The organism is Mucilaginibacter defluvii (assembly GCF_039543225.1).
Classification (GTDB): Bacteria; Bacteroidota; Bacteroidia; order Sphingobacteriales; family Sphingobacteriaceae; genus Mucilaginibacter; species Mucilaginibacter defluvii.
This window is the reverse complement of the sequence record NZ_BAABJI010000002.1, coordinates 672,276-692,414: the sequence shown is the minus strand read 5'-3', so window position 1 is coordinate 692,414 and position 20,139 is coordinate 672,276. Positions and strand designations below refer to the sequence as shown.

The following is a 20,139-nucleotide window of genomic DNA, read 5'->3' as shown; positions in this document are numbered from 1 at the left end:
ACATGAAAATTTCAAAATATACTTCAATTGCATTTATGGCCGTTGCGTTAACGCTGTCGTCTTGCAATAAATTTCTGGATACAAAACCCGTTAGCTATGTTAGCGATGATGTAACCATTTTCGATTTGGCCTCAAGCCAGTCTGCCCTGCGTGGCGTGTACCGCCAGCTGGCTTCAACCGGATATTACGGAGAAACTTATGTAACGTTGGGTTACTTTCCAAGTGGCGATGTAAAAAACCTAACTACAGGTGGTGCAGCCAACCTGGTTACTGTGAACTTCAGGGCCGATGATTTGAATTTTAACACTGCCTGGACAGCCATCTATTATACCATTAACCGTGCAAATAACGTAATAACCAAGGTGCCTGCATTAGTTGGCCCCGGCTTTACGCAAGCGCAAAATGATCAGATTGTTGGCGAAGCGAAATTCATTCGCGCGCTTGCTTACTTTGACATTGCACGTGCGTGGGGCGGCGCCCAAATTGTGCTGACGCCAACCACTTCAATTGATGCGTTGCCACAAGTAAAACGCAGCACACTTGAACAAACTTACGACCGGGTGGAGCAGGATTTGAACGATGCGGAAGCATTATTGCCAAATACTGTTAATCGCATCCGTGCTACTAAACGTACCGTTTGGGCGCTTAAAGCAAGGCTATATCTGTACCGTAAGAATTGGGCTAAGGCTGATGAATATGCTACGAAACTTATCGAATCAACCGATTATCAGTTATTGAAGCCATTTAGCAGTTGGTTTGCCAATGATGTAGTGGGCACCCGCGAATCGATTTTCGAGCTGGCTTACAGCGCAGCTAACCCAAGCACTATCAGGCAGCAAATGCAGCATTCAACCAACGGTGGTACTTACCGTTACGCGCCTACCGACAAGTTTGTGCAATTGTTGAATGACCCTGCAGTTTCAGGCGGCCGTAGCGCTTTGATTGGCAAAGTAACACAGGCCGGTACCACGCTTTGGTTTGGCAATTTGTACTACCGCAAAAACTCAACTGATCCGGCATATGTGTTGCGCATTGCCGAGCAGTACCTCATCCGTGCAGAAGCTCGCGCACGTTTAGGTTTAATTGAAGGCGCAACAGGCGGTCTTAACGACTTAAACGAGGTGAGGAAACGTGCTGATGTTGAGCCATTAACGCTCACCACTGCCAACGACCTGCTGCTTGCCATTGAAAGCGAACGCCGAATAGAGCTTGCTTGGGAAGCCCATCGCTGGTTTGACCTCGCCCGTACCGGTCGTGCGAAGACTGTGCTTGAGGCAATTGACCCAACAATTAAGGTTGACGCGCACGAAACCGTGTTCCCGATACCGGTAACGCAGCTGCAACTTGACAAAAACCTGGAGCAAAATACCGGCTACTAAATCATCCATTGATAACCATAAACCCATTTTATATGAGCTTTTTTAATATATCTAATGGACGTTCTTCCGAGTGGAAGAGATACGAAAAAGCAGCCTTGCGCTTCTTCTTCATCTATTTTATTATACAGGCTGTCCCGCTCGACTGGAAGTTTTACCGCCACCTGTTCAGCACCGATTTGCTGCATCTCAATTTCTATGGGCTGTTCAGCCTGTCGAAATACGCGCCGCAGTTTTTCGGTATAACCGGCTTTGGCAACTGGCTGGTAGCCGCCGCAATAGCAGCGATGGGTACCGTGGTATGGCAATTTGTGCAAAAACGTGAGCCGGACTATGATGCTTTGCACTACTGGTTGCGTGTGATATTACGCTACCGTTTGGCTATCGGCATTATTGCGTATGGGTTAATCAAACTGTTCCCCTTGCAAATGCCTTACCCATCGTTAAGCAACCTGCATACTAATTACGGCGATTTTTTTGCCTGGAAAATTTACTTCCACACCATCGGCATTACGCAGGGTTACGAAACCTTTTTAGGTTTTGTAGAGATACTGGCCGGCGTGCTGCTTTTCTTCAGGCAAACCACAACCTTTGGTACAGGTATTATACTGGGTTTTACCGGTAACGTGCTGGCGGCCAATTTTGCCTATGATGCTGGCGAGCAAGTGTACAGTGCCTACCTGGTGGTTATCGCGTTGTTTTTGTTTGCGTATGATGTACCGCGTTTGTACAATCTGCTGGTGCAGCAGCAATACACCATTGCCAACAAGTTTGTGCCGGTTTTCAGAGATAATAATCTGAAAAAGGTACGTATTGCATTGCGCGCCGCGTTTGTGCTGTTTGTAGTGTTATTGGGTTTTAGTACTTATGCCAACTACACCAGCGGCCCCTACAAATTACCCCGCACACCGGGGCTGAAGGGTAGCTACGGCTACTATAATGTAAAGCAGTTTAAGTTGAATGGCGAAACCATCCCGTACTCCGTTACCGACCCTAACCGTTGGCAAAACGTGGTGTTTGAAAAGTGGGCTACCATCAGCATAAAAATTGCGAAGCCCATTAAACCCGACAGCGATACCGGCGGAGGTTATTATTTGAATGATATCGACCGCAACTTTGAGTCGGCAGGGGTGGGTGGCCGCAGGTATTTTGCTTACACGCATGATACGGTTGCTAAAACCATCGTGCTGAAAAATAAGAACAAAAATCACGCTGAAGAAACATTCAATCTTACTTACACACAGCCAAATGATTCAACCATCATACTAAAAGGGTTTAACGAGAAAAAGGATTCGGTATATGCCGAGCTTAACCGCATTACCCGCAAATATATGTTGTTTGAGGGCCGCCGTAAACCAGTTAAACTATAAGCTATGGCAATTGCAGACGTTTTTGAAGCTGAAGTTTCAACCAGGCGAAATCAAAACATTACTACCGCACCCGCAAAGGTGTGGAAAGGCTACGAAAAGGTAGCCTTCAGGATCTTGTTTATCTTCTTTTTTCTATTAACTGTACCTGTTGACCCTGAGTATTATACGCAATGGTTCAACATCGACTGGACTAACCCTCATATACGCGATTTGGGTGGCCTTGGTGGTTATGGCTACCGGTTTACAACCATAAAAACAGAGAGCGGTATATTTGGGTTAGCCAGTTATGTTAATTGGGGCATAGCGTTATTAATTGGTATTGCAGGCGGTTTGGTATGGACGCTTATTGATCACAAAGCAACCAATTACCGGGTGTTATATTACTTTATAACAGTAGCAGTTACCTACGCCATGATAACCCGCTTGCAGGGGCTAACCTTTTCCAAAATATTCCCCTCGCAAATGCCGCCGCTGGCCGAAACGCAGCTGAACACGCCGCTGGGCGATTTTGTGGCACAAAAACTTTACTGGATACAATTGAGTTTAGTTCCTAAATACGAGGTATTTTTAGGCTTCGCCGAATTACTGGTAATGGGGCTGCTGTTCTTTAGGGGAACCCGCGCGTTAGGTGGCGCTTTGGCTATCGCGATGATTGGCAATATCGCTATATCAAACCATGTGTATGATGGTGGCGTGCATGTGCTGGCATCGTTTTACGCGCTGGGAGGCGCTTTTGTACTGTGGCCTTATTTACGGCCAATTTGGAACCTGTTGGTGAACCAGAAAGATGAAGTGCTTACCATTTACCAATTCCCGTTTAAAAAGCCCTGGCAAAAGGCTATTCGTATCGGTTTGAAAGGGTTTACCGTTGCTATATACTTTGTGTTGAGTGCTTATTTGCATTACGATAACTACGAGCACGACTCTTACAAAGTACCGGCACGCTCGGGGCTTACCAACTCAAAAGGGTTTTACCGTGTAACCGAGTTTAAGGTGAATGGCGAGGTTATCCCATATTCTTCGCTTGATTCGCTACGCTGGCAGGATGTAACGTTTGAGAGGTGGTCTACCATATCATACACCGTATTCAACACCTTTAACATACATGGCGAAGCAGGCCGGGGCAAGCAGTTTAAGGATGTCGACCGTACTTATGAATCGGCGGGAACCGGAGGCGGCAGGCGGCATTATTATTACGAGGCCGATACCGTTAAACACACGCTCACCTTATTCAACAAAAATAAAAAATATGTTAACGAGCGTCTGCACCTGCACTATCAAAGGCCGTCGGCAACACGATTTATTTTGACAGGTACTGACCAGTACCAAAACAACATTTACGTGGTGCTTGACAAACAAGACAAAAAATATCCATTATATGAGGGAAGGCACGCTGCGCTAACCTATCAACCTTAATTAATATTACCATGGCTGATGTTATTACCGAACCTGATGTTGCACAGGAAAAAAAACTGAAAACGATACAGCAACCGGCCTACGAGTTTAATGAGTGGACCAGTATCGAAAAGGTGGTTTTTCGTGTGGCGTTCATTTTTTTTGGCTTATTTGCCATACCGTTAGATCTGGGTTTTTACCAGTTTTTATGGACGATTGATTACTCGCATTTAACCTACCGGGAAATCAACGAGTCGATAGCATTTTATAACCCACAGTTCATCAATATCTTCTCCGAAGGTGGTTTCTTCGGGTACGAAAGTTATGTGAACTGGCCCTTTGTGCTGCTTATCGCAATAGCAGGTGCAGCTATCTGGACATCGCTCGACAAAAAGAGCCGCGATTACAATAAGCTTTACTATTGGGTAAGGGTACTGGTTACCTACCGTGTGGCTTACGCTGCCATTGCCTGGGGTTACAAAAAGATATTTATTATGCAGATGCCCGCAGGCAATGAAGGCCTGTACAATACCGAATTTATCGACTTCTTCGCCAAACGCCTGTATTGGGAGGCCATCGGAGTAGCCACAAAATATGAGTTTTTTTTAGGCTTCGCCGAATTTATAGGCGGCTTTTTGCTGTTGTTCCGCAAAACACGGGGCATTGGTGCGGCTATTACCTTTGTGGTATTCGGCAATATCGCTGTAGCCAACCATGCTTATGATATTGGCGAGCAGGTGCCAAGTGCCGGTTTGGCGTTGCTGTCGCTGTTTCTGATGTGGTATGATTTGCCTGCCATCTGGAACCTGATTGTAAACCAGGTAAACACCCGCGTGGTGCATTACTACCCGGTTTTCAAACAAAAATGGCAAAACTATCTTCGCCTCGCGGTTAAATGGAGCGGCAATTTTGTATACGTTATACTGTTTTTCGCACTTGAAGTTTATGGCTATATGCACAACGATTTTTACAAGCTACCCAATACACCGGGATTAGCAGGCAGCAAAGGGTATTACAATGTAACCGAATTTAAGTTAAACGGTAAGGTTGTGCCTTATTCGCCGTTTGATTTAAAGCGCTGGCAGGATGCGGCCTTTGAAGAATGGTCGTCGCTTAGTTTCAAGGTACACAACCGTCCGCAGCAGATAGAAATGTTCGCGGCAGGCAGTTATCCGCGTAACGATGAGGTGTACGATGGCAAATGGTATTTCGATTGGCGCGGTGATGTGCGCCGCTTTGGCGATACCAAAAAACACAAGAAATACGATCCTGCCAAACGCGATTTGAACATTACCTGGGAGTTATCGGGCCTGGGTGGACGCCAGTATTATTACTACAAGGCTGATACCGTAAATCATGTGCTGCATCTCATCAACAAAAATAAAGCGCACCGTGACCAGACGCAGGAATTGCACTACAGTCGACCGACAAAAGACAGGGTTATACTGTGGGGGACAAACGAGTTCAAGGATTTGATTTACGTAGTACTCGACCGTACGCATCAGCAATACCCGCTTAAAAATGGCCGCCATGCAAATTTATCATATATACCTTAACAATATTTTCATTAAAATTAAAATCACCCAAGACAACAATGAGTAAAAATTTAATTCCCGAAGATTGGGCCATTGTGCTGTTAGGCTTCATCATCATCGGCCTCTCGCTGGCCGGTGTACTACTTGCAACGCCCGAGTACAACTGGGCAACTTCTGCCGACCTGACATCAAAAGTACTGGTTACCGGTAACCTGCTCAAAATAGGCTTGCAGTTTGCTTTTGTATATATTATAGCCATATTGGGTGCAGTTTTAACCGGAAAGGCTGTTGCTAATACGCTTAAAGTATTTCCATTTATATACCTGTTAACAGTATTGGCGCTTATTTTAGCAGGCAACAGTACCATTAAAGATTATAATCTTGAAGCTGTTATTTTTAGCCTTATAATAGGTTTGCTTATAGGTAACCTGTTTAAGCTGCCGCAATGGTTTAAAAACGCGCTTACATCAGAGTTTTTTGTGAAAATAGGTTTGGTGCTTTTAGGTACTACCATCATTTTTGCGGATATATTGAAGGCCGGTTCGCTTGGACTGGTGCAGGCTTTGCTGGTAGTGGTTTCAGTTTGGTATTTTTCTTACTGGATATGCAAGCGCCTTAAAATTGATGATGAGTTAACCATGATGCTATCAAGTGCGGTATCCATTTGCGGGGTATCGGCAGCTATAGCCACTTCGGGCGCTATTAAAGGCGATTCAAAAAAGCTGTCATTAGTTATATCATTGGTGCTGATAACCGCCGTACCTATGATGGTGTTTATGCCTTACATCGCCAAAGCGTTAGATTTATCTCAGGAAGTTACAGGTGCCTGGCTTGGCGGTAGTATTGATACCACCGGAGCGGTTGTAGCATCAGGTTCGCTGGTAGGCGAAACAGCGCTTAAAATAAGTACCATTGTTAAGTTTTCGCAAAACGTATTGCTGGGTGTTGCCGCCTTCGCTATTTCTGTTTACTGGACATACACCAAGCATCCAAACGCTCATGACAAAGAGAACAAACCAACGCTCGCCGTGATATGGGACCGCTTTCCCAAATTTGTTATCGGCTTTATCGCTGCTTCGGTACTGTTTTCATTTTTCCTATCGGGAGATGCTATAGCGCCGGTTAAGTTGCCCCTTAAAAATTTGCAGGGATTATGGTTTGCGCTGGCCTTTACCAGCATCGGTTTAGAAACGAATTTTCGTGATCTGATAAATAAAGAAAGCCGAAAACCTGTATATGCTTTTTTAGTGTCGCAAGGTTTTAACGTGGTTATTACACTGGTTATAGCTTACTTATTATTTTAAATATGCCGCTCGAGAAACGTGATTATGATGCAGTTGCAGTAGGTTCGGGGCCTAACAGGCTTGCGGCGGCTATACTTTTGCAGCAACAGGGCTTGCAGGTAATTAGCAGGACTATGGCAGGGGTAACTAAATTCAAAAAGCAGTTCTTGAAGTAGGTGCAAAAAAACGCTCTGATAAAAGCTAATGTTTTGATAAGATTGGGATTCTTCAGAAGTATCCGACCTGTACTCGGTGCTTACAAATTTAGGGTAAAGTTTTTTTTGTCGAACTTTGCAATCATATCAAACTAATTACCTTTATTTAATAAAGGATTTAAGAACTCTTTAAAAACAGCAAGTAGTTAGGAGTGTAGTAAAATATTGAATTGTTAAAACATTGAAATATAGCGGATTAAAAGCAGGGTTCGAATCCTTCCCTCGCCGCTAAAAAAACCGAAACTAAAAATTCAATTTTTTATATGTCTTTTAATAATTGTAAAAAATTGATTGTCAGAATTTTATAATTCTTAAACCAAAAAAATCTGCGGTACATTATCCTGCTTTTAACTGTCGACATGGAATTTAATAGTGGATTTTCACCGGTTTTATTTATCAAATTCCGTTAAATGGGTGCCCAGTGGCGGCAGACACACCCTGTTTCGCAATGCTTTTTATAGGTGGGTACACGGTTCATCAAGATGCTGTATTCCCAATTAATATTGCTACCAACTTTTAAACTAAGGCTTAATTAGAAATTCCGGGATATGAGACCACAATGAGCACCTGAAATTTGCTTGATGTTAATCCGTTACCAATTATGAGTGTTAAATTCACGAGTATCACGGATAAACGTGCCAACAGGATAATGTCTCTTAAGAATGTCGGGTAAAGTTTTACCTGTTCGTTTAGTTTCTTAAATTTTTTTCACTCAGTAATTTCCTTGAATATCAATTTGATTACTTTGTTGCTTAGCAGAACAATATTGATTTCTCGGTAACGCTCATTCATTTGTTCAGCAATGCCAGCTGAGGTGGCCGAAATTTTTTGGATACTCTTCTGATAGTGCTTGCGAGCATTTATCCATGAAGAAAGTTACTGTCTTTAAGTCCGTTTCGCTTTTGGAAGCAAAACCGGAAAGAAATTCTAAAATTAAATTTTTAGGGGAATGATGGAACCACACTTTCTCGGTCTCGGGTCGAGCATAATGAACACAAGCGGGCGGAGTTGGCCAAGAGCGCAAACTGTTTATTTTATTAATCTTCGCCTCACACGAAGCCTTTTAGACAGCATAACTGGTATCGCAAGTAAATCAGCACAGATCATCTTAAGCGAAGCCGGTAGCGACATGAGCCGGTTCAATACTGCAGATCACCTTACCGCATGGTGCGGGCTGGCGCCGGGTAATCATGAAAGTGCAGGCAAAATCGGTTATAAATATAAATCCGTAAGTAAAGTATATTGATGAGCCGGAGATTATTCACGCTGTTCAATTTAAACAAATCGAGAATAGCGGCGTGTTGTATTCAATCTAAAACAATTGCTTGGTACGCATAGATTGCTTACAATTACTTAAATAGTATGTACCTCAAATCTTTATTCAAAACTAAGTGGCGAATTGAACCAGACCGTGTAGTTATCTATCTTACCGGCTGTTTTACATTTTGCGGTATTTATAGTTGTATCTTCAGCGGGGTTATTGGCTGTATACACGGCATCCCGCACCCTTACTAATATCAGCCTTGCTGATCATAGCCTTACTTGTTGGATTTGCCTCATATATCGAATTTAACAACAGGCATGTGCAACCTATCGTCATTTAAATACTTTGAGCAATACGGTATTGTTTACGCCATCAAGACCAAAAGACAGGTGCCTTGATATTCGCGCCTTTTTCTAGGGTTAGGCGCCTGAATGTTCACGGTGCCCGTTGGCAACTATATTGATAATAGCTTTCTTGCTACCGATGGGGCTTGTAAAACGCACAGGCTTATTCAGCTTTTTTAATATGCATTACGATTTCAGCAACTTTACTGGCATATCGGGATGGTTTTTAAACGAGATTTAAAAAATTAAAACGGTCATGTAAATAACGCCATTGTTCTCTCTCTTTTGACGACTGAACCTGTAATCTGTCCATACCAGTTGCCATTTACATTGTTATAATGCAGAATTTTCAGGCACGCGCGATTAATAGTAGCTCAAAGCGGATGCAGGTAGAGCTACGTTAACGCGTACTATATTCTCTCAAACGTTCGCGTATGTAAGCACCTGTTTCTGTCAGCTGTGAAACAGGCCAGCCACCCTTGGCAGAGGCTCCTGGCTGAATGATGGAGCACAGTTCGTTACGCTTATCGGAAATGGACCAGTTTATCCAGCTTATCTGGTTCTTTTCCAGATAGGTGAACCAGGCTTGCCACTCTTTGTAGTCTATACGGCCGCTGCCAGTAGCTTCGGTTCCGTTGCATTCGGATACAAATATCGGAATGCCCTTATTTAGCGCGTATGTACAGTCATCGCGCAGCCATTTGCCATGTGATGCCGCGTAAAAATGCACTGTATACATAATATTGTTAAACCCCGTGATAGGCGATTTAGCTACGGTTTTAATACTTTGATCCCATTTAGGATTACCCACCAGAATAACGTTGTGGGCATCGTACTTTCTGATCGTTTTAATAATTTCTATGGAGTAAGCCTTAACGTCATCCCAGGTTTCATGGTCAGGCTCATTATACAGTTCATAAATTATATTGGGGTACCCGGCATACGTTTTTGCCATTTCAGTAAAAAACTCCTTCGCTTCGGTCGTATGAATATCATGGGCATGGAAATCAATAATAACATAAATGCCGTTTTTTATGGCTGCATCTACAACCGTTTTTACCAGTTTAACCTGGGCAGCGCGGTTGCCTTTTACATATCCACCTGAAAACTCAACGCCCATGGCGGCCCTCAGTACATCTACCTTAAAATCGGTAGTCATCCAGTTAACCACATCCGCGTTCCAAAACTGTGGCCAAAAATTACTCCAGCCATAGCTTTGTCCCCTTAGCATAGCATTATCGCCTTGCTGGTTTTTAAGGTATCGCCCGCTTACATGTAGTTGGCCATGAATGGCTACAGGAGTACCCGGTGGTGCTTTAACAATTGGTTTATCAATAATATTAAAAGAATTCTTGCCGCCTGAATTTTCTGCGAAAAGCGTATAAACGCAAGCGGATAAAATTAAAGACGATAGGATGATATATAATTTTTTCATTAAAAGTAGTGGGGGATAACGTGCATAGAAAATATGCCTGCATCCGCTTAAATCCTATTTTTTATTTACTACCACAAATACCGCGCCCCGTGCCGGTACGGTTACCCTGATGCCGTTTGCAGTTGCGGCTGAGCGGGCCTTTATTGAGCTGTAACCTGCAGGGCCGCCTGCCTCGAGTGCAGTGCCGCTACCATTCACAGTTACCTTGCGCGAAAATTCGCCATTATCATTACCGCCCTCCAGGCTATACCAATAAAAACGGCTGCCCGGATTAAAGTTGTTAAACTTCAACAATACATTTTGCGCTGTTGATGATGTGTTAACCAGGCTTACATTAGCTTCGCCGGATGAATAGGTTGTGGCGTAGCTTTTAACGGCGGTAGTTCCTGTTACGGCGGAAGGGATCATCCTATCGCCCAATAGCTTTTGAAAATAGTACATATAGTAAAATGATGGCCGGAGGTTCCATTTCGGGATACCCGGTTCATCGCCACCGCTAAACAAGCCATGATCGTTGCCATTATCCCAGCCGTTTACCAAATCCCAGCGGGCGGCCATGCCATACTGGTTTTTTATAGCCTCCGCCTGCACTATCACGGCAAATAAGCCGCTCACGTTAGATACCTGCTGCTTGGAGCCTGATGCAAAAATGTTCCATTCATCAAGCGCGATAGGTTTTGGGGTAGCGCCATATTTTTGAAACTCCTGCCCCATAAAATGTGCCATCTCTGTTGTTACGGTAGATGCCGAGTTTAATATGGCCGTAGCGTTTTTGTTACCGCTGCTGGTGTAATAATTATGGATCACATAAAAATCGGCCTTGTTTTTTGATGCGTTCAGCACCCCGGCGTTCCAGGTTTTAGTGGTTTGTGTTTGCCATGATTCGGTAGCCGCTGCTTCGTAAAGCACTACACCTATATGGATGGTTTTATTGATGTCTGCCGCTGCTTTGCGCATCGAATCAATAAACACATTGGCATGATTTCCATAAAGCTCACCGGTAATTATCTCAGGCTGGCCGTCTTTATTAGCTGCCTTATTTATACGATAGCCTGCCTGCCAGCTCCCGTAATGCTCATTGCCTATTTCCCAGTATTTGGTACGGCCATTATCAAAACGTATCCATTGGGCTGCCAGATGCGCAGCATTAGCTACCGGCGTGGCTGATGTACTGTAACGTGCGTACGAATAATTTACAGAAATTATACCTTTTGAGTTAGTGCTTTGTAATAGCTCATAATAATTATTAAGGTTGAACTGCCAGTTGAGGTTTGTTTTGCCATATAGATAACTGGCAGGCTGGGTAACACCATTTTCATTTACAGCGGTGTTTGGCACATCATCCGGGAGGTGGCCTTCTTCTTCATTCCAAAAATAATTATTGGCGGAGTTTCCGCCGGGGAAACGAATAGTACCGGCGTTCAGATTTTTTACATCGGTTACAGCCTGCGCCGGTAGCGGCCCCATCCACCACACCGCGTTATGCCCAAAAATGGTGCGCGGTATCCTGGTGATCACTGATGAAGCGTCAATGGTGACCGTTCCTGCAGCTTGGGTAGGAATAGAAGCTTCGGCATAGTCGGGCGTGGTAAATTGCCGTGCAGACCATTCATCAGCAAAAAAACCAATCGTTTTTGCCGTTTCCGGGTCATCAACAGGCACTACCTGCGTAACCGGATCTATTGGAGGATCAACTTTTTTATCATCGGCGGGTTTGCTTTCTTTTTTGCACGATACGGCAGCAATAACCCAAAGGCACATCAGTGTGCAGGTATTCAATAGTCGCATAATATATACAGGTAATAATCGGCTTAAAATATGGTGTAGCACGCTGCAATACTATCAAAATAAACAGCCAACCAAATTATCACGCCGTGCAAAAACGTATCATTTAATGCCCTAAAATGCGTTATAGCTACAATTATAACTTGCTTTTGCCGATCACATAGTTTTTAGGGCTTATACCATACTTTTTTGAAAACGAGCGGCTGAAATTGGCAGGTTCAGAAAAGCCTACTTTATAAGCTACTTCGGCTATGGTAAACTCACCGCTCAATAACAGCGTGGCCGCTTTCTCCATCCGTATGTCCGTTACAAAATCATGTACCGTTTTGTCTGTAAGCGCGCTTATTTTTCGGTAGAGTTGCCTGCGGCTCATTTGCAGGCGTTCAGCAAGGGTGTCAATATCAAAATCAATATCCGCTATGTTATCCTCCACAATTTTGACCGCCTTTTTCAGGAATTGCTTATCAATAGGGGATAGTTCAGTTTGCACATGCTTTTCTTCAATTTTGGTGCTGTACAATTCGCGCAGTTTTTTGCGCGAATCCAGTATGTTCTGTATCCTCACTTTAAGCAAAGCGGAGTTATAAGGCTTGGCAATGTACGCGTCAGCCCCTGTTGTGTAGCCTTCGATCCGGTTCTCTTCGGTTTGTCGTGCTGTTAAAAGTATAACGGGTATATGGCTGGTTTTTTCGTCTGTTTTAAGTTTATGGCAAAGTTCGAGCCCATCATGGCCGGGCATAAGTATATCGCTTATCACCAGGTCGGGCACAATGTGCAAGGCCATTTCGTAGCCTTCCAAGCCGTCGCACGCCTGGTATACCTGGTAAGTTTCCGACAGTTCCTGTGTAATGTAATGGCGCAGGGTTTCATTATCCTCAACCACCAAAATAACAGGTGCATGAGCATTAACGGTGTCAGGTATAATCAGCAAAGCGGTTTGCTCTTCATGTTCGTAGGCTTGTTCTGTTTTAGGTTCAGAGATATTTTCATGCTCATCATCCAACCCTAAGCCGACAGGTATCTGCACAATAAAATCAGTGCCTTTGCCTTCTTCACTTTCAACCCTGATATTGCCGTTGTGCATGGTAACCAATTCCTTTGTGAGCGCCAGGCCTATACCGCTTGATTCCTTGGCAAAACGTTGGGTGCCCTTTACCTGGTAAAAAATGTTAAATATCTTTTCCTGGAACTGCTCCGGTATGCCTATCCCGGTGTCGGTAACATGTATCTCAATAAATTCCGTGTTGTTTACGTTTATTTGTTTTACAAACACCGTCACCGTTCCGTTATCGGGCGTGTGTTTAAAGGCGTTAGCAAGCAGGTTGGTTAATATTTTATGCAGCTTATCGCTGTCGAGCCAGGCGTAGGTGACGTTATCGTCTATCCGGAGTGAATATTGGATGTTACGCTCGTTGGCTTTCAAACTAAAATTGTCAAATACATCCGAAACCAATGCTGCCACACGCACTCTTTTCAGATCGGGGTGCATATTGCCACTTTCGAGTTTTCTAAAATCGAGCAGTTGGTTTACCAGGGCCATTAGCCTTAACGCATTTTTATAAGCCAGCGCACTGTATGAATTTACTTTTTCAACACTGATATCACCTGTGGAAATTTTGCGGATAGGGTCAATGATCAGCGATAAAGGCGTTCGTAGCTCGTGCGATATATTGGTGAAAAAGTTAAGCTTTAATTGATTTAACTCCTGTATTTTGCCTGCTGTTAATTTTTGATATTCAATTTCACTTTTCAGCTTCTCCCTCGATACTATTTCGCGGTAGATGGCATACAAAATACCGGCAATAGCCGCTATATATATAAGGTAAGCGGTATTGGTTTTCCAAAACGGGGGCTTGATAATTATTTTAATGGATGCGCCCTGCCTGTTCCAAATGCCATCATTATTTGAGGCTATCACCCTGAAGGTGTAATCGCCCGGATCAAGGTTGGTATAGGTAACCTTTCTTTCATTTTTTATGTGATTCCATCGCCTGTCAAATCCTTCAAGGCGATAGGCATACCGGTTTTTTTGAGGGATGGTATAATTCAGCGCGGCAAATTCTATAGTAAATACCGACTGATTATGAGAAAGCTCGATCTCGCGCGTTTCGTTAATATTGAGTTGAAGCGGAGAGTTCTTGTTGGCTACGGGTACCGATTTGTTAAACAGCAAAAAATCGGTTATTACAACTGGCGGAATGTGCCGGTTGATTTTTATTTCATTAGGATCAATCAGATTGAAACCATTAAGCCCGCCAAACAATAAATCATTGTTATTTAACGTGATCCCTGCCCCTAAAAAAAACTCGTTGCCTTGCAGGCCGTTAAGCACTGTAAACGTTTTGAATTTTTTGGTACGCGAATCATACTGATTAATGCCATTGTCGGTACTGATCCACAGCGTGCCGTTTTTATCCTCACTAATCGAATTAATAATATTACCGGCAAGTCCGTTTGATCTGTTGAAGGGCTTAAAGCGGTGGGTAGCATTATCAAATAAATGCAGGCCGCCACCCATGGTGCCAACCCATATGTTTTTTTGTTTATCCTGGTAAATAGCGTAAATAATATCGCTTTGCAGGCCACTGTTAAGCGTGTTATAATAGGTGAATTTGCCGGTTTTATGGTTAAGCATATTCAGGCCACCGGAGTAGGTACCTATCCAGATGTTTCCGTCAGCATCTTCACACAAACTCCTGACGAAATTACTGCTGATGCTTTGGCCATATTGGGTATACATGTAATTTTTAAACTTGCCGGTAGCCGGATCAAGCATACTTACCCCGCCGCCGTTGGTACCGGCCCAAATGTTGCCTTGCTGGTCTTCTATCAAAGTATATACAGCATTGTTCTTTAGCCCGGTATTATAAAATACGGGATGCATGGTGCTAAGATCCATTTTGATCAATCCGTTGCCATAAGTACCTGCCCACAAAATCTTTCTATCAGCCGATAGCTTAAGCGCCAAAACAGAAAGAGAGGGGAAATAATGTTGCTTTGATTGCGGGTTAAAGCCTGTAAACCAATTGTTTTTACGCTGCCAATGATATAAGCCACCACCATCGGTGCCTACCCAAACATCACCATCAGCCTCTTCGGCAAAGGAGCTTACGGTATTGGTGTTCAGGTTTTCGTTATTAAAATTACGGTATAGTTTAAAGCTGGTTTCGTTTTTGTCGTACTTGTTTATGCCACCGTTATAAGTGCCCACCCATAAAATACCCACATTATCAACTAATAGAGAATATACCGAACTGTGACTTAGTGACCGTTCATCAAAAGGCAATTCCTGGTAATGCGTGAATGTTTTTGATGATAGCTCAAAATGATCGAGCGCGCTTTCTGTTGCTACCCACAACTTTTTGGCCCCATCGTTACTTATCGCGTTAACTACATTGTTGCTCAGGGTTTTATTGTTGTTGGGCGCATTTTTGTATACTTCAAACTTTCTACCATCTGCGCTTAGCTTGTTAAGTCCGGCATTAGTGCCTACCCAAAGGTTTCCCGAAGCATCCTGGTTTATGCAATTAACCTTATTGTCGCTCAGGCTGGTTGCATCGTTACTATTATTTAAAAAAGTTTTACACCTGCCTGTTTTAGGATTCAATAGGTTAAGGCCCCCGGCAGTTCCTACCCACAACCTGTTTTTTCTATCCTGATATACGCAATTGATGGTGTTGTTTGACAAACTGCCTGACCTTGCGTCAAATTGTTTTACCTGCCCAGTTTTACGGTTTAACAAATTCAGCTTGTTAAATGTACCCACCCAAAAATTTTTTTGACGGTCTTCATATATTGCGGTTATGGCCAGGTCGCTTATTAAAGTTCCTTTAGGCCCCTTGACGCCTACCGGAATAAAGGCATCCTTACCGCGATCATACAGCACCAGCCCGCCATCGCTCGTGCCTATCCATAAGTCGCCGTTACTATCCTCAAAAAGGCAATTTATGTTATTTCCGGCTATGCTTGTGCTATCTTTTAAATTGTGCTGATAAACCTTAAAACTGTAGCCATCGTACCTATTAAGCCCATTTTGGGTGCCAAACCACATAAAGCCCAACTTATCCTTCAAAATACAATTTACCTTGCTTTGCGATAAACCATTAAGCGTAGTAAGATGCGTGAACTGCACATTGGTTTGCGCATAGCTCTTACCTAATAATACAAACATGCAAAAAAGCAGCACCAGCCTCGCAACGGGTTTAAACATAATTAAACGAGCTATCGGTAATGTTATGAACGGTTTATAAAGCGCACATTATTCGATATCGCGCTTGGAATTTTATCCAAAACAATATAATCTAATTGTTAATACCTAATTGTATGCCGATTTTTTGTAAAAATCTACGCTGTGTAGTTAGTTAATCGTGTGTTAGGCGATCTGTTAAACTGAATTGACCGGCAAGGATGTATAGCAATGCTGTCTGTCATATTTTGATAAGTAAAAGTTGTGTGAAACTGAAGTAAATAGTGACACAAATCCGCCTGTTTTGGTATTGGACTGATATGAAGGGTTTAATCTAAAAGGCACTCATTGATAAGTAATTAATGCTTATATGTATGCGCATTTTAAGGGTGTGAAGTATATGTTTTTATTGATAAATTATTGTATATCAATTAATTATTTACGGTTAACATTTGTTTTATTAATATTTACATTACTTGTATACAATAATTAGTACGCATTATAATTTCAGCAACAGTAAATGCGATGAATCCTGTTTCGCATTGCCGACCAATTTTTATAAACCGATTTCTTAATAAACACAACAACTATGGTAAAAACTGTTACTACCAAATAACTGTGCTCAAATTTGCGATTGATTTTGACAGTCATGCGTTTTAAATTCGCCGTTATTTTCACTGCGCATTGTGTAATGCGCCTTCACTTCATAAATCAGTAACGCCAAAGCCAATTATAGCGTGGTGACAAAACCATGCTTGTGCTATATATCCAATAAACCTAATTAATTAACCATGCTACAAATTTTACGAAGTATTTTTATGCTGTGTTTGCTTGCCTGTGTTTCCATAGGCGCTTATGCGCAGAACCGGGTAATAACCGGTACGGTTACTGATCCGAACGGCGAGGCGCTCCCCGGCGCCACCGTTACGGTTACCGGTACTACAGTATCTGTTGCTACCAACAAAATGGGCGCTTTTTCCATTAATGCCCCGGCCGCCGGTAACAGTTTAACCATAACCTTTTTAGGGATGGAAAAACAACAAATTTCCATCGCCGGAAAAACAAACGTTAATGTTTACCTGAAACCATCAGCAACATCGTTAGAAGAAGTTGTGGTAAAGGTTGCCTACGGCAGCGCCAAAAAGGCCAACTTATCAAGTGCGCAAACATCTATCTCAGCCAAAGAGCTTAATCGCACGGTAAATACTACGGTTGAGCAGGCGCTGCAGGGCCGTTCGGCGGGTGTTTACGTTACACAAAATTCGGGGCAGCCGGGTGGGGGCATGTCAATCAATATCCGTGGCGTGAGTACCATCAATGGCGCTACCGATCCGCTATATGTTATTGATGATATACAAATAGCGCCAACGCAAATCGGTTTTGGCCCGCAAAGCTCAAGCAACCCGCTCGCGGGTATAAACCCGGCTGATATTGAGGATATACAGGTACTGCAAGGCCCGGCAGCCACGTCATTATACGGCTCACGTGCTACTAACGGTGTTGTGTTGATCACTACCAAAAGAGGTAAAGCGGGCGATGTTAAGCTTACTTACAATTATCAATATGGCTTGCAAACCGCCCCCAAACATCTGGATGTGATGGATTTAAGGCAGTATGCGCAAATGGTTAAGGAGTACCATGCTATTGCCGGTGGCGAAACACCGCTTGAATTTCTTGATCCGTCATTACTGGGTAAGGGTACTAACTGGCAGGATGAGCTTTTCGGCAACAGCGCGCGCCAAAATCATACATTGAGCCTTAGCGGTGGTACCGAGAAAACCAAGTACTATTTATCAGGCGATTACCTTGACCAAAAGGGTGTTGCAGCAGGTTCGGGCTTCAAACGCTACTCTGCACGCTTAAATATGGATAGCAAGGCCAAGGAATGGTTAACATTTGGTACCGATCTTAACTTTAGCCAAACCAAAGAGAACCTGACAACCAGCCAGGAAAATCTAATATCCAACGGTATTCAGCTAACACCGCAAATACCTGTTAAAAACATAGATGGTTCATGGGGCGGTGGCGATTTGAATAATGGTGCCAACCAGTTTGCGCCGGTTAACCCGGTTGCTATTGCCAACCTGGTAACCAACAACTTTTTAAGGCGCGAATTTCGCGGTGGTTTAAGGGCCGATGTAAAAATATTGCCCGAACTGCATTTCAAAACATCGTTAACTACAAACGTTGGTTACTCTGAATCGCAGAACTATATACCTACCTACAAAATTGGCTGGGCAGAGAATGTTACCGCTGCTTTTACCAACGGTACAGGTTCAAATACATATTGGAATTGGAACCAGTTGCTGGAGTATAACAAAAGCTTTGGCAGGCATAACTTTAACCTGATAGCCAGCCACGAGGCGCAGGCCGGTACATGGAAAAACCTGTCGGCACGCCGAACTGGGTTTTTAACCAACGATATATTTGATATTGAGGCAGGTGATCCCAACACGGCAAGTAACGGCGGCGGATCAGGGCATTGGGCTTTAGAGTCATTCCTGGCCAGGTTGAACTATAACTATGCCGACCGCTACATCGTTTCAGGAGCCATACGTGCAGACGGTTCATCCAACTTCGGGTCAGAGAATGTTTGGGGATATTTCCCTTCGGTATCGGCAGCCTGGCGTATTACTAACGAGGAGTTCTGGAATGTATCAGCTATCAATGAGTTAAAATTACGTGTTGAAACCGGCTTAACCGGCAACCAGGGTGGCGGCGCCGGTATTTATTCGCCTTTGGCACCCGGTGCAACGCCAACAAGTACCGGCTTTTTACCAAGCAAATTTGCTAACCCGAACTTGAAGTGGGAAGAAACGCGTACCTACAACGTTGGCCTGAACATCGGTTTGTTTAAAGACCGTATTACCCTCGAAGCCGATTATTATGATAAACAAACCAGCAACCTGTTAATGGATCTTTCGCTGCCTTGGTATATGGGTACTAACGGTACAGGCGCTGTTGGCGCTCCGCTGGTAAACATTGGTACCTTATCAAACAAAGGCTGGGGTATAACATTAAATACCACTAACATCACTAATAAGGATTTTACATGGAACACCAACTTTAACATATCGCACTTTAAAACCGTTATCAAAAAACTCAATAGTGAGTCGGCGTTTATTTCACGTACATCGTGGTGGTTAGATAACTGGACGCAAAAATCAGCCGTAGGCTCAGCGCCGTGGTTATTCCAGGGATATATTGAAGAAGGCTTGTTTCAATCGGTTGACGAGATTAACAGCAGCGCCGTGCCGGTTGATAACAACGGCAACAGGTTGCCAACCGCCGAAGTTAATGGTGTTTGGGTTGGCGATGTAAAGTACAAGGATATTAACGGTGATGGTAAAATTGACGTAAATGACCTTACCAACATTGGTAACCCGTGGCCTAAACTGTATGCCGGTTTCACCAACAACTTCTCGTACAAAAACTTCAACCTCAGCGTACTGGTAACAGCCGCTTATGGTAATGATGTATATAATTATTTGGCACGGGCAAATTCAAACCCTAACAATATCAATCTGAGCCGTAATATGCTGGTTAACGCCATGAATTATGCACGTCCGGTAACCAATGCTGATGGCTCGGCCTCGCTGGCCAACCCGGGAACCAACGTTGCCAGGATATCATTCGGGCCAAACGGCAACTACGCCCGTATTACTGATAAATGGGTAGAGGATGGTTCATTTATCAGGCTAAAAAACGTAACCCTGTCATACAATGTGCCGGCCGCTTTTTTGGCTAAGCAAAAATTTGTTCGCGGTGCGCGCCTTGCTTTCGGTGTACAAAACCTGGCCACCATAACCGGTTACAAAGGTCTTGACCCTGAAGTGGGCTCATATGTAGGCCGTGATGCGCAGGCTACTAACCAGGCTATAGGCCTTGACAACGGGCGCTATCCGCTTACGCCGTTCTACACATTCAGTTTCGGGATTGACTTATAATATT

11 protein-coding genes are annotated in these 20,139 nt (G+C 43.6%); 8 read left to right on the top strand and 3 right to left on the bottom strand.

What is annotated here, in order from left to right:
* Positions 1-2: 2 nt before the first annotated feature.
* The 7 genes from ABD960_RS09290 (at position 3) to ABD960_RS20990 (ending at position 8,420) form a co-directional block, all read left to right on the top strand.
* Positions 3-1,379: a RagB/SusD family nutrient uptake outer membrane protein gene (locus ABD960_RS09290; protein ID WP_345330875.1), complete on the top strand. Its 1,377-nt coding sequence runs from the start codon at positions 3-5 to the stop codon at positions 1,377-1,379.
* A 32-nt stretch (positions 1,380-1,411) separates the two neighbouring features.
* Positions 1,412-2,746, top strand: coding sequence for a DoxX family protein (locus tag ABD960_RS09285; RefSeq protein WP_345330874.1), 1,335 nt, complete (start codon positions 1,412-1,414; stop codon positions 2,744-2,746).
* Between the two features lie 3 nt (positions 2,747-2,749).
* Positions 2,750-4,162: a hypothetical protein gene (locus tag ABD960_RS09280; protein ID WP_345330873.1), complete on the top strand. Its 1,413-nt coding sequence runs from the start codon at positions 2,750-2,752 to the stop codon at positions 4,160-4,162.
* 11 nt (positions 4,163-4,173) lie between these two features.
* Positions 4,174-5,697: a hypothetical protein gene (locus ABD960_RS09275; protein ID WP_345330872.1), complete on the top strand. Its 1,524-nt coding sequence runs from the start codon at positions 4,174-4,176 to the stop codon at positions 5,695-5,697.
* Between the two features lie 38 nt (positions 5,698-5,735).
* Positions 5,736-6,980 carry a YeiH family protein gene (locus ABD960_RS09270; RefSeq protein ID WP_345330871.1) on the top strand — a complete coding sequence of 415 codons (1,245 nt, stop codon included), beginning with the start codon at positions 5,736-5,738 and terminating at the stop codon, positions 6,978-6,980.
* Between the two features lie 2 nt (positions 6,981-6,982).
* Positions 6,983-7,135: a hypothetical protein gene (locus tag ABD960_RS09265; protein WP_345330870.1), complete on the top strand. Its 153-nt coding sequence runs from the start codon at positions 6,983-6,985 to the stop codon at positions 7,133-7,135.
* 988 nt (positions 7,136-8,123) lie between these two features.
* Complete coding sequence (locus ABD960_RS20990; RefSeq protein ID WP_425563468.1) at positions 8,124-8,420, top strand: transposase; 297 nt, start codon at positions 8,124-8,126, stop codon at positions 8,418-8,420.
* Between the two features lie 762 nt (positions 8,421-9,182).
* Here ABD960_RS20990 and ABD960_RS09260 read toward each other — a convergent pair.
* The 3 genes from ABD960_RS09260 to ABD960_RS09250 form a co-directional block, all read right to left on the bottom strand.
* Positions 9,183-10,217: a glycoside hydrolase family 5 protein gene (locus ABD960_RS09260; protein WP_345330869.1), complete on the bottom strand. Its 1,035-nt coding sequence runs from the start codon at positions 10,215-10,217 to the stop codon at positions 9,183-9,185.
* Between the two features lie 54 nt (positions 10,218-10,271).
* Entirely contained in the window at positions 10,272-12,005 is a 1,734-nt protein-coding gene (locus tag ABD960_RS09255; RefSeq protein WP_345330868.1) for an alpha-L-arabinofuranosidase, read from the bottom strand.
* Positions 12,006-12,138: 133 nt separating this feature from the next.
* The gene (locus ABD960_RS09250; protein ID WP_345330867.1) at positions 12,139-16,173 is read right to left on the bottom strand and encodes a hybrid sensor histidine kinase/response regulator transcription factor; all 4,035 of its coding nucleotides are present in this window, start codon (positions 16,171-16,173) and stop codon (positions 12,139-12,141) included.
* Positions 16,174-16,979: 806 nt separating this feature from the next.
* On the opposite strand from ABD960_RS09250, the gene ABD960_RS09245 reads away from it, so the two are divergent.
* Positions 16,980-20,135, top strand: coding sequence for a SusC/RagA family TonB-linked outer membrane protein (locus tag ABD960_RS09245; protein ID WP_345330866.1), 3,156 nt, complete (start codon positions 16,980-16,982; stop codon positions 20,133-20,135).
* Positions 20,136-20,139: the final 4 nt, after the last annotated feature.

Coding starts and splice junctions, on each gene's coding strand:
- ABD960_RS09280 (WP_345330873.1), top strand. CDS start 2,750: ATGGCAATTGCAGACGTTTTTGAAGCTGAAGTTTCAACCAGGCGAAAT.
- ABD960_RS09270 (WP_345330871.1), top strand. CDS start 5,736: ATGAGTAAAAATTTAATTCCCGAAGATTGGGCCATTGTGCTGTTAGGC.
- ABD960_RS20990 (WP_425563468.1), top strand. CDS start 8,124: ATGATGGAACCACACTTTCTCGGTCTCGGGTCGAGCATAATGAACACA.
- ABD960_RS09255 (WP_345330868.1), bottom strand. CDS start 12,005: ATGCGACTATTGAATACCTGCACACTGATGTGCCTTTGGGTTATTGCT.
- ABD960_RS09260 (WP_345330869.1), bottom strand. CDS start 10,217: ATGAAAAAATTATATATCATCCTATCGTCTTTAATTTTATCCGCTTGC.
- ABD960_RS09250 (WP_345330867.1), bottom strand. CDS start 16,173: ATGTTTGTATTATTAGGTAAGAGCTATGCGCAAACCAATGTGCAGTTC.
- ABD960_RS09285 (WP_345330874.1), top strand. CDS start 1,412: ATGAGCTTTTTTAATATATCTAATGGACGTTCTTCCGAGTGGAAGAGA.
- ABD960_RS09290 (WP_345330875.1), top strand. CDS start 3: ATGAAAATTTCAAAATATACTTCAATTGCATTTATGGCCGTTGCGTTA.
- ABD960_RS09245 (WP_345330866.1), top strand. CDS start 16,980: ATGCTACAAATTTTACGAAGTATTTTTATGCTGTGTTTGCTTGCCTGT.
- ABD960_RS09265 (WP_345330870.1), top strand. CDS start 6,983: ATGCCGCTCGAGAAACGTGATTATGATGCAGTTGCAGTAGGTTCGGGG.
- ABD960_RS09275 (WP_345330872.1), top strand. CDS start 4,174: ATGGCTGATGTTATTACCGAACCTGATGTTGCACAGGAAAAAAAACTG.